A 10972-nucleotide genomic window follows, 5' to 3' on the forward strand; every position below is an offset into this window, starting at 1 on the left:
CACCATCCAGGTGCAAGCTCCGGTCAACCCGGGCATTCAAGCCCGGGCGACGGAACACAGTTTAATACAAGCTGCGGGGTATGCGGTACCCCGAGAGCAGCTGCTGTGTGAACGGGTTGGTATTACTGGCCGCATGCAGGCGATATCGCATCTCGCCATCGTCCACGGTGAACTTCACATCGACCGCACTGCTGCTGACGCCGGCAATCTCGGCTTTGTCGAGCAAGCGGAACAATGCCCAGGGGCCACTTTCCGAGATACTCCGGGGCGAACGATTGACCTGAATCGGCACCAGGGTGATTCGGCTTTCCACCGAATCCCGCAGGGTATTGGGCCAGACCAGCGGTATGCTCTGGCGCGGTCCATGGGAGAACTCCACCAGCTGGCCATCGATGTTCACTACCGCCCGGCGCTTGTTGTTGGTCAGGTTCAGGGGCTCCAGGGCGAATTCTACGTCCAGTGTGCCGCTGCGGGTGAAGAAGGCTTGGCGAATCTGCCTTGCGCGATCCAGAGACGCCACCACGTCGCGGCGCACCAGACTGGCCCGGCGGGCATCGCCCACGTGTTCTGGGTGGTCTTCCAGGAACAGTTTCAGGTTGTCGTTGTAGAAGGTTTCCAGGATGCCATCCGGGGCAAAGAAGCGCTCGAAGTCCTGCAGTGCGGCATCGCGACCGGCACCGGCGGTGAACGGATAATGCCGGGCCAGGTTCTGCTGGAACGGCTGGTAAACTTCCCGGTACCACTCACGCTCCAACTGAGCCACCGCGCGGTCCAGCACCACGCGCCAGCTTTCCGTGGCCAGCCGGTTGAGCACGCGGTTCAGTGGCTCCGGCTGGTGGTTGGCCATGCGCTGCAGCGTGAAGATGGGGTCTGCCCCCTGCAGGCCCATGCGGGCACGGGCGGCACCGAGTGCGGCTTTGCCGGCATCCGGGGACTCCTGGATGTTGCGTAGGTATTCATGCAGTTCACCCACCACCTGCATGATTTCATCCAGGCCAGAAGGCTGGTCACCCTGCTTGCGGGTCAGCCGGTTCAGGTCGGCGAACTGGCGCTCGATATCCTGCAACATACGGAAATGGGGCGACTGTTCCAGCAGTTTTCGGGCTGCCTCGGCTTCACCGTCACCCACCGGGATCAGGCGGGTATTACTCTGGACCTGGCCAAGGAACCGGGCCAGGGGTTCGTGGCCGCTGGTCAGGCTTTCCAGAATGCGCACGCCGTGGTTCAGGTCTTCAAACTGGTGGACATCCAGCCGACTGACGGCGGTGCGCCAGGCTTCCGCATAATTCTCGGCATACAGCGTTTGCAGGCTGGCCAGCAGCTCTGCCTCGTCCGCCTTGCTGAAATCCACATCGTTACGCCGGCCCAGCACCCAGGCATCCACCAACGCCAGTTCGGTCACCGAACCGGATTTGCGCAGAAACCACTTCTCCAGGCCTTCGCGGGTCAGCAACGCAGGGATGGACAATGGATCCTCTGCGGACGGTAATTCATCGCCCAGCGGTTCACCGTAGGCGTCCATGCGGGTGAACACGGTGGAGAAGGCCGGCCCGGAGCTGCGCGCCAGCTCCAACGGTGCCTGGAATTCCCGGTTGGCTTCCACCTGCAGATCACGGTACACGCGGTCTGGCGTGCTGATCCGGCCCAATTCATGCTGCGCCCACTGCACACTGCTGCGGAACGGTGCCAGTGCCATGGTGGCGGTCTGGTCGCCCTCGGCCGCCATGCCGGCCAGGTTGGTGTGGGCCATGGCGTATTGCAGGTGGCCATAGAGGCGGTTCTGCACCTCCCGCTGGCCGGGGAAACGGTTCTGCCAGTAGCTGCGCATGTAAGCGGCAACAAGGTCACTGCGCCGACCGCTGGCGTCGTACAGCATGCGCAACACCCGCAGGTGTTCCAGGCGCTCGGTGCTGTTGTCAGGTGCCCGGCCCATTTCTTCCATCACGCCGAACATCAATGCAGGCAGGTACTGGTAGGCCAACATGTCGAGGTAGGCGGCATCTACTTCCGGCCCCACTTTGTGGCCCTGATACAGGCCCATATCCGCTACCAGGCTCCACTCGTTGCGGTAGTCGCCAAAGGCCATGGTGGCCTCGCGCAATTCATCCAGCGGTTGCAGCAGATTACGGCCGGTGCTGTCGGGCTCGTAGCCCACCGGCTGCCAGTTGTTGATAAAGGCGTTTACCCGGTTTTCCACCTGGGCGGCGGCGTCTGCGTTCTTGATGAAATAGTGCTGCCAGCCGGCGGTCATGCCGGCACCGGCACACACCGCCACGGCGGCGGCCACAGCGACTTTGCGACGGCGTTTGCCGACCACCTTGCGGTTATCGCCCGCCAGGCCCGCCTCTGGATAGATCACCTCCGGGAACAGCCCTTTGGTAAACAGGCTGACCGACTGACCGCCTCGCTGGGCCGGCTGGATGGGGCTGGTCATCTGGTAATTGTGGGCAGCGGCAGAGACAAAGGCATCTTCCGGCACACCTTCCTGCAGCACCGAGGTGAAATAGGTCCCACGGACCAGGGCAGGCGTGGAGAAGGCATCGGCCGACAACAGATCGGTCAGGAACTGCTCCATGGTGGTTTTCAGGCCCGCGAGCTGGCGAGTGAACGAATAGGCCGCGGCCCGCTCTTCGTTATCGCGGGTGTCCGCCAGGACATCCGGCAGGCGCTGGCTAAGCTCATCCACCATCTCGTTGTAGCGGTCTGCGAACTGCTCCAGCCACTGATCGTGATCCTGCTGGCCATCCAGTCGGAAGGTGAAGCCCAGTGCCTTGTCTTTCTCGGCTTTTGACAGGGTACGCACGAACGGCGCAAAGCCGTACATCAGGTCCATTTTGGTGAAGGTGACATACACTGGCAGCCGCGAACCCAGCTGTTCCATCAGTTCCCGCAGGCGGGTGCGCAGCAGGATGGCGTGGGCTTCCCGCTGCTTATCACTGGCGGTGCTCAGGCGGGCCAGATCCACGGCCAGAATCACGCCATTCAGCGGGCGCTGGGGACGGCTGCGCTCAAGCCAGCCGATAAAGTGGTTCCACAGCCGGTTCTGGATTTCGCCGGTGGCGCCTTCGCCCTGGTTCTGGCTCAGCAGTTCGCCGTCCGGGTCGATCAGTACACCGTTATCGCCAATCCACCAGTCAAAACCGAAGGGGTTGCGGTCGCCCCGGTTATTCCGGGTGACGTTGGTGAGGGTGTAGGTTTGCCCTGCCCGCTGAATCAGGCTGGTCTTGCCGGCATCTTCCAGGCCCATCACCAGGTACCAGGGCAGGCGGTACAGGCCTTTGCGGCCGGGCAGATTGCTTTTCAGGGCCTGCAACTGGCGGTCCAGCAAGCGCTGCTGCCGGCGTTCCATAGGCAGGATCGGATCTTCCTGTTCCTGTTGCTCCTCGGCCTTGGCTTTATTCACCTTGCCCAGCCGGCGAGCCAGGGCCATACCCCAGAACACCACCACCAGCAAAATCACACCCAGGGTCACCAGGGCCCGCATCTGCCAGGCCATCAACGGGTACTCTCCGCCAATTTCCAGGCGGGGGCCCAGCCACCAGGTGGCCACCAGCAAGGCGATGACCGCCAGCGCCAGGGTGACCGGTGCGGCGTTACGAAGATGAGGCAGTAGCCAACGACCAATGAGTAAGGCTTTTCTCCACATGGTTTCCATTCCTGCGTTTGATGCGTGCGGGCGTTACGCCAGTCGTTCCAGTTGTTTGATCAGGCCGGGTTCCCAGTCTTCCAGAACCAGGCCTCGGACCTGCCCTTGCAGGTCCTGAATCTGTTGCGCGGCCATGGCTTTCAGGCCGGTTTCTTTCAGCAGCCTGGCACTGGCCAGACGCCAGTACAGCCGTTCCCGGGGTTCCCGGGCATCGGCCAGGCCTTGTTCCAGCAGCTCCAGTGCCGCCGGCAGTTTGCTCTGCCTTGCCAGTTCAGCCGCACTGTCCAGCGCCTGCTCCCAGGGGTTGGCGCCACCGCCGTTGCCTTTCACCGTCGCCGGTGCGGTATGCATCCAGTCCGCGGCATCGTCACTGAGAAAGGCGGTGCCGTCATTGAAGGTCAGCTCTGCCAGTTCCGGCAGCCTTTCCACAAAGGCTTTCAGGGCTTCCCGGATGGCTTCGGCGCAATCGCTATGGCCCAACGCCATCGCCGCCCGGGCACTGAGCCAATGGCCATCGAGCCAGAACGGGCTGACCGACAGGCTCTGTTCGATGCGCTGCCAGAGTTCGTTATCCGGGGTTTTATCCAGACTTTCCTTGTACTCCGCCACCCGGTCTGCACTCACAGCAGCCAGGTCTGTTCGCTTGCCATCCCGGGTGGGCGGCAGGCTGGTGATGCTTTGCCAGATGGCATGGCGGCGCATCTGATAACCCAAGGGGTTGTCCGGCTCAGTGCCGGTGAGCAGCTCAGCCACTTTCAGCAGGCTCTGGCGGGTCGCCCGCTCATTACTCGGGTCCAGTGTCAGGTTGCCCAGTGAAGCGCTTGCGGCAGTGGTAGCCGCCGGCTTGTTTACTGCCGCCGCTGCCGGCTGGCTCGGAGCGGTTTGAGGCTCCCCGGCACTGGCCTGGCTGCCAGGCTGGTCTGGTTTGGGCAGTTTCTCTGCCGCCCGCTTCAGATCAAACAAGGCGTCACCCGGCAGGTCTTTGGCTTTGGCCTGGTCATCCAGCTTGTCGATCAGATCCAGGCAGTACTGGCGGCCATCACCCACGCTGGCATCAAAATTCAGGCTCTCCACACCTTTGAGGGCGCGTTGCAGCATCTGGGTAAACAGCATTTTTCGGGCACGCTGGCCCTTGGCGCCGGGATAGGGCCAGGCGTTCTCCCACCAGCCATCCAACACCCGATGCAACAGGTACAGTGACAAGGCAAAGCGTTCGCCATCGCCACTGCGCTGCAGGCTGAGCATCAGAAAACCCAGCACCTTGATGTCTTTGCTGCGGTCTGCCAGCAGCTTGAGGGCCTCGCTCTCAACCTTGTTCCAGTCGATGTCGTTGTGAGCCAGAGAACCCACTTTCATCACTTCGTCTTCCAGAAACTCCAACACCGGGTCCTCGGCCAGGCTGTCGCCGGTGCCGCTTTCCCCCGGAATCGCACCGAGCACCTGTTCAACGTATGGGTGTTGCTCAATAACCTGCATCGTTGCCCCCTTACCAGCCACAGGCCTGACGTAGTGGCCGGATCGCTTCTGCATAACCGGAAAGATCAAACAGCAAACCATCCAGCTCCTGGGCTTCGGCGTGAATGCGAGCGTCCGGCTGCCCGACGATTTGCTGCACTATACGGATTGCCGGCAAGCCGCGGCCGGCACTGACCACCAGGCCGTCATCCCGTACCCGCCAGTAGGCTCGCTCGGGCCCCAATGCCACCTCCACCCGCTCCCGGTTGATAGGTTCCGGCAGCATGACGGTCAATTCGGTGATGTTGTTGTGGCACTGCAGCGCCAGCACCGGTCGTGGCGGTTGAACCCCTAATGCAGAGACAGTGACCAGGTGGCCAGCAGCCGCACCGGTATCCCGATAGGTCACCCCGGACGCATCTTCACCACTGGCCTGGGCAAAGGCCCGGCGCCAGCGTTCGGACTGGTTGACCTCCTGCACCCGCCGACCCTGCTCGTAACGGGCCAGTGGGGTGGCAAACACCTCATCAAAACAGGCCAGCCGGTCGAGCCGGTTGGCTTCGGCCGTGCAGGCCTCGGCTTCCGCCAGGCGGGTGTCGGCCAGCGTGACGGTGCTGGCCAGCACCATGGCCAGGCCGAGCAACCCGGGTTGGATTCGGTCTTTCAGGGTCATACGTCAGTTACCTGATACTTCAGACATTTATGGGCCAGGGTACGTTTGGGCAGGCCCAGGCTTTCAGCAGCCTGGGCACGGTTGCCGCCGTACTGGCGCAGTCGTTCACGGATAATGGCGGCCTCGAAGGCCTGGGCGGCGGCTTTCAGGTCGCGGATGTCATCCGCCACCGGAACCCCCACCATGGCTTTCGGTTCAACGCTGGCATCCATGGCCGGGCCTGGATCGGCAAACAGGTCATCCAGGCGTAACACTTCCGGCTGGATGTCATCGCCGGCGGGCGTTTGCAGGCAAGCCAATTCCACGATGTTGCGCAGTTCCCGCACGTTGCCGGGAAAGTTGTAACCAGCCAGCGTGTGCAGCGCGTGGCTGCTGATACCCAATGGGCCACTGCCTTCGCGTTCGGTGTACAGGCGAATGAAATGCCGGCTCAGGGCTTCCAGGTCTTCCGTGCGTTCGCGCAGCGGAATAACCCGCAATGGGAACTGGCTGAGGCGATAGAACAGGTCACGCCGAAAGCGGCCGTCTTCGATGCCTTCCTGCAGGGGCTGATGGGTAGCCGCCACCAGCCGGAAGTCGGAGTGCTGTTCATCCCGGGCGCCCAGGGGGCGGAACTGGCGGCTTTCCAGTACCCGCAGCAGTTTGGACTGCAGGGCCATGGGCATGTCACCGATTTCATCCAGGAACAGGGTGCCGCCATTGGCCTGGGCCAGAAGGCCCTCTTTGGACTGGTCGGCGCCGGAGAAGGCGCCTTTGGTATGGCCGAACAGTTCGCTTTCCAGCAGGGTGTCCGGGATGGCAGCGCAGTTGACCACCACCAGCGGACCATTCGCCCGGTCGGACATGTCGTGGATGCCCCGGGCGACCACGTCTTTGCCGCAGCCGGTTTCGCCCTGGATCAGCACGGACAGCTGACTGCCGGCGGCACGCACCACTTGGGCCCGGAGGTTCACCATGGCTTCGGAGTTGCCGACCAGGGTGTGGGCCAGTTTTTCACAGCGCTGGCGCAGGGTTTCGGCGTCGTGCAGGTGGTCCAGGGAGCGTTTAAGCATGCGCCGCTGCCAGACCTGGTCGCGGGTTTGCAGTTGGCTGATCCACTGATGCACCAGCAGTTGTTTGATGCCGGCGTACAGGGGCTGGCCGACGATGCCTTGCCAGTCTGGATGGTCGCTGCAAAGAACGAGGATGCCGAGGGTGCGGCCGTCTTCGCCGGCGAGGGGTTCAAGCCAGAGGCTTCTGGGGCGGTCGCTGGCGTCGAACAGGGTCTGGAAGCCGGGGTGGTCCAGGCGGTAGCTGGCGGCGCGGGTAAGCTCTCTGGGCTGGCCGGTTTGCAGTACATGGGCAAACGGGTGGCTGAAGTCGCTGCAGTCGAATTCACTGGTGTCGCCTAGTTGGCCACAGTGGAGGGTTCGGCCGCTGAGGTCGAGTTCGAGGGCCCAGCATTTGGTGAGGCCGAAGGCTTTTTGGAGCTGGCTGGTGGCGGTGTTCAGCAACGCAGGCAGGGTGTCCTGTTTGATGAGTGCCACCGCCAGATCTATGCCGGTGTGCAGTTCCTTCTGCATCCGTCCCATTGCTATCGTTCCTTCTTTATGGAGATCGCCGCCCGCACACCGTGGGGGATAGCTTTCCAAAACACGCTGTGAATACATCCTTGTACGCTCCGCTCCGCCATCCATGGCTCCGCAGGGTTTTGGAAAGCTATCCCCCACGGTGCGCTCCTTCTAAGTCAGCCTACGCGACTGTTCCTGTGAACCGGCTTTCTTCGACACCCAAGGTGACCTTGGTCACCGGCTCCCTTGCCGCCAGTTTTTCCAGCAGCGCCAGGGACACCGGTGGCAATAGTTCGCCTTCGATGATCGACTCCAGCATCCTTGCACCGTTTTCACTGCGGGTGGCGCGGCTGCGGATGGCTTCTACCAGGCCGTTTTCCAGTTCCACGTCGGTGTGGTAACGGGCTTTGATCTGGTCGGCCAGGCGCTGGAGTTTGTCGCCGACGATGCGGTTGAGGGTGTCTTCACCCAGCGGCAGGTAGGGCACCACTTCCATTCGCGCCAGCAATGCCGGCTTGAAGAAGTTGGCCAGTTCCGGGTACAGGGCTTCTTCGATCTTTTCCGGTGCTTCGGCGTGGTTGGCGATGGTCTGGTAGCCGAGGTTGGAGGTGAGGAAGAAGACGACGTTTTTGCAGTCGATCAACCGGCCTTCGCCGTCCGCCAGCTCGCCTTTGTCAAAGGCCTGGTAGAACAGGTTTAGGACTTCCGGGTGGGCTTTTTCGACTTCGTCGAGCAGGACCACGGAATAGGGCTTCTGGCGGATGGCTTCGGTGAGGATGCCGCCTTCGCCAAAGCCCACATAGCCTGGGGGTGAGCCGATCAGGCGGGAGACGGTGTGCTTCTCCTGGTATTCGGACATGTTGATGGTGGTGAGGAACTGGCGGCCGCCGTAAAGCAGTTCGGCCAGTTGCACCACGGTTTCGGTTTTACCAACACCACTCGGGCCCACCAGCAGGAAGGCGCCCATGGGGCGGCCGGGGCGGCGCAGGTCGGCGCGGGCGGTGAGCAGGTGCTGGTGCAGGCAGTCGATGGCGGTGTCCTGGCCTTTGATGTGGGCCTGCAGGTACGCCGGCAAGTGGGTGATTTTCTCCAGTTCGTCGGTGGTCATGCGATTGACAGGAATGCCGGTCCAGTCGGCGATGACTTCGGCGACCTGGCGAGCGTCGACGCGGGCATGGACCAGGGGTTCATCAGCTTGCAGCTCGGCCAGTTCCTGTTCGATGGCGGCGGCTTCGCTTTTCAGGTCCGGGCGTTCTTCGTGATCGCTCTCGGCCAACTCAACAGCGGCGATTTCGGCTTCGACATCACCCAGCAACAGCTGTTCGCGGATGTCGACCAGCCGGGCCACCAGGTCGCGCTGGTCGTTCCAGCTTTGCTCCAGGGCTTCGGCTTCGGCGGTCAGGTCGGCGATGCGTTGTTCAAGTTCCTGTTCCCGCTCGGCGTCAACGCTCTGGCCCAGGGTATGTTCCCGGCTCAGCAGGTCCTGTTCCATGGCCAGTTGGTGCAACTCGCTGCGCACGTGGCTGAGACGGCGCGGAGGTGTGCTCAGGTTCAGGCTGACCCTGGCGCAGGCGGTGTCCAGTACGTCGATGGCTTTGTCCGGTAATTGGCGGCCGGCGAGGTAACGGGCAGACATTTCCGAGGCGGCTTTCAGGGCGCTGTCGGCGACCAGTACCTGATGGGCTTTTTCGTAGACAGTACGCAGGCCCCGGAGTATGTGGACGGCTTCGCCCGGGGTCGGCTCGTCCAGGGCGACCGGCTGGAAGCGGCGGCTCAAGGCCGGGTCTTTCTCGAAGTATTTCTTGTATTCGCGCCAGGTGGTGGCGGCGATGGTGCGCAGCTCGCCCCGGGCCAGCGCTGGCTTCAACAGGTTGGCGGCGTCGGAGCCGCCTTCGCTGTTGCCGGCACCGATCAGGGTGTGGGCTTCGTCGATGAACAGGATGATTGGCGTAACAGAACCTTTAACGGCTTCGATCACGCCCTTCAGGCGCTTCTCGAATTCGCCTTTGACCGAGGCACCGGCCTGCAGGGCGCCCATGTCCAGGGTCCAGAGTTCAACGGTTTTCAGGCGGTCCGGTACGTCACCGTTGACGATGCGCAGGGCCAAACCTTCCACCAGAGCGCTTTTGCCCACGCCGGCATCACCCACCACAATCGGGTTGTTCTTGCGGCGGCGGCAGAGGATGTCGATCATCTGGTCGATTTCGGCATCCCGGCACACCACCGGGTCCAGCTTTTCTTCCCGGGCCAGCTTGGTGAAGTCGGTGGCGTAACGCTTGAGCGGGTCCATGTCGGTATCCGCCACAGGCTTGGCAGAGCCGTTTTCCGTCAGCTGCGGGCGTTCGACGGAACCGTCCGTGAGGCGGTCGAATTGTTTGCGCAGCTGTTCCCGGTTGATGTCTACCAGGGTCTGGGCCACCCGGGGCATCAGGTAGCGGTCGGCGTTCATCAGCAGGGCCAGAAACACGGCGCCGGAACGCAGTTCGGTGTGGCCCAGTTCGGTGGAGGCCAACAGCCAGGCGTCCTGCATCAGTTCCACCAGCAAAGGCGAGAACGAGGGATAAGGCTCGGCGGTCTGCGGCTCGCCGTTCAGGCTGTCGCCCACCAATGGCTGCAGTTGCTGATGATTGATACCGGTGTGTTCCAGAATCTGGCGTACGTCAGAGAACGGCGTTTCCAGCAGTTTGAACAGCAAATGGGCCGGGGTAATCTCGGCGCCCTGGCGGCTGATGCACAGGGCGGCGGAGGCTTCCAGGGCCTGGCGTGAAATGTCGTTAAGGCGCCCGATCAGCGCCGGCAGTTCTACCCGAATCACAGTGATATCCTTATTTCGGTAGTTGGTCCAGTACGCTGAGCACATCCCTGATGCGTTCGTTCAGCGCGACGTTGTACAAGTGGTAAATGCCCGCCATGGCGGCAATAAACAGGCCGCCAATACCCCACAGGGGCAGGCCGCTGCGCAGCCGGTTGCGGGCCGGAGCTACGTTCTCCGTGGCGTCGGCCAGCGGCTGCGGGTCCCGGTCGGCACGGAGTTCACGGAGTTGCTCATAGAGGCCGCGAACAATCCGGTCGTACTCATCCCGGCCGTTCTCCATGACCTTGTAACGGCCTTCAAAACCCAGGCACAGGCACAGGTAGATGAAGCCCAGCATATCGCGGTAGCGGGCTGGCTCCTTTTCCATGCGAGCGAGGATGGCGAACACCTTTTCCCCACCCCAGGTTTCATTGTGGAAGCGGGACAGCAGGGAGTGCTGGGACCACACACTATGGGCGCCCCAATCGGTGCCCAGCACCGCTTCATCAATGAAGGCGCAGAGCACGTAGCGATAGGCCACCACCGTCGGGCGCTCATAGCCCTGCTCGATCAGCTCCCGGTCAATGGCCGCCACTTCGTCGACCACTTGCTGGTACAGGTTTTCCACGTCCCGGAAATCCGCCAGCCGGCGGACCCGGATCACCAGGCCCAGCAGTGGCGTGGCGGCGTCGATCAGGCGGTTCTCTTCCAGCCCTCGCAGCTGGAAGCCGGCGTTGTCGAATTCGGTTCGGGAGCCACTGTTGCCGGCGTCCGCAAACAGAAGGTCACTGAATGCACTGTCACCCGAATCCCTGGTGTTGTCTGGTCTGTCCATTACCGGTGCATCTGCCATG

The 10972-nt window shown here is 62.6% G+C and carries 6 protein-coding genes; all 6 read right to left on the bottom strand.

Features of this window, described 5'->3' with window-relative positions; all coding sequences use genetic code 11:
• Window positions 1-61: 61 nt before the first annotated feature.
• The 6 genes from tssM to icmH all read right to left on the bottom strand — a co-directional run bounded on the left by tssM (window position 62) and on the right by icmH (window position 10971).
• Window positions 62-3655, bottom strand: coding sequence for a type VI secretion system membrane subunit TssM (tssM, locus tag RVM24_RS15445; RefSeq protein ID WP_431474326.1), 3594 nt, complete (start codon window positions 3653-3655; stop codon window positions 62-64).
• Between the two features lie 24 nt (window positions 3656-3679).
• A complete protein-coding gene (gene tssA / locus RVM24_RS15450; protein ID WP_374787748.1) occupies window positions 3680-5122 on the bottom strand; it encodes a type VI secretion system protein TssA in 1443 nt (480 codons plus the stop codon).
• Between the two features lie 10 nt (window positions 5123-5132).
• Window positions 5133-5774, bottom strand: a complete 642-nt coding sequence (gene vasI / locus RVM24_RS15455) for a type VI secretion system-associated protein VasI (protein WP_230715138.1) — start codon at window positions 5772-5774, stop codon at window positions 5133-5135.
• Complete coding sequence (locus RVM24_RS15460) at window positions 5771-7336, bottom strand: sigma-54 interaction domain-containing protein (RefSeq protein WP_058090738.1); 1566 nt, start codon at window positions 7334-7336, stop codon at window positions 5771-5773. Before RVM24_RS15460 ends, vasI begins: the two co-directional genes overlap by 4 nt.
• A 169-nt stretch (window positions 7337-7505) precedes the next feature.
• Window positions 7506-10184 carry a type VI secretion system ATPase TssH gene (gene tssH, locus RVM24_RS15465; RefSeq protein WP_431474327.1) on the bottom strand — a complete coding sequence of 893 codons (2679 nt, stop codon included), beginning with the start codon at window positions 10182-10184 and terminating at the stop codon, window positions 7506-7508.
• Window positions 10150-10971, bottom strand: a complete 822-nt coding sequence (gene icmH / locus RVM24_RS15470) for a type IVB secretion system protein IcmH/DotU (RefSeq protein ID WP_058090740.1) — start codon at window positions 10969-10971, stop codon at window positions 10150-10152. Before icmH ends, tssH begins: the two co-directional genes overlap by 35 nt.
• Window position 10972 lies beyond the last annotated feature (1 nt).

It is taken from the genome of Marinobacter sp. KM021, assembly GCF_050707965.1.
GTDB classification, from domain to species: Bacteria; Pseudomonadota; Gammaproteobacteria; order Pseudomonadales; family Oleiphilaceae; genus Marinobacter; species Marinobacter shengliensis.

Bases quoted from the DNA above. Each gene is read 5' to 3' on its own strand.
- tssM (WP_431474326.1), bottom strand. From the start codon at position 3,655: ATGGAAACCATGTGGAGAAAAGCCTTACTCATTGGTCGTTGGCTACTG.
- tssA (WP_374787748.1), bottom strand. From the start codon at position 5,122: ATGCAGGTTATTGAGCAACACCCATACGTTGAACAGGTGCTCGGTGCG.
- vasI (WP_230715138.1), bottom strand. From the start codon at position 5,774: ATGACCCTGAAAGACCGAATCCAACCCGGGTTGCTCGGCCTGGCCATG.
- RVM24_RS15460 (WP_058090738.1), bottom strand. From the start codon at position 7,336: ATGCAGAAGGAACTGCACACCGGCATAGATCTGGCGGTGGCACTCATC.
- tssH (WP_431474327.1), bottom strand. From the start codon at position 10,184: ATGTGCTCAGCGTACTGGACCAACTACCGAAATAAGGATATCACTGTG.
- icmH (WP_058090740.1), bottom strand. From the start codon at position 10,971: ATGGCAGATGCACCGGTAATGGACAGACCAGACAACACCAGGGATTCG.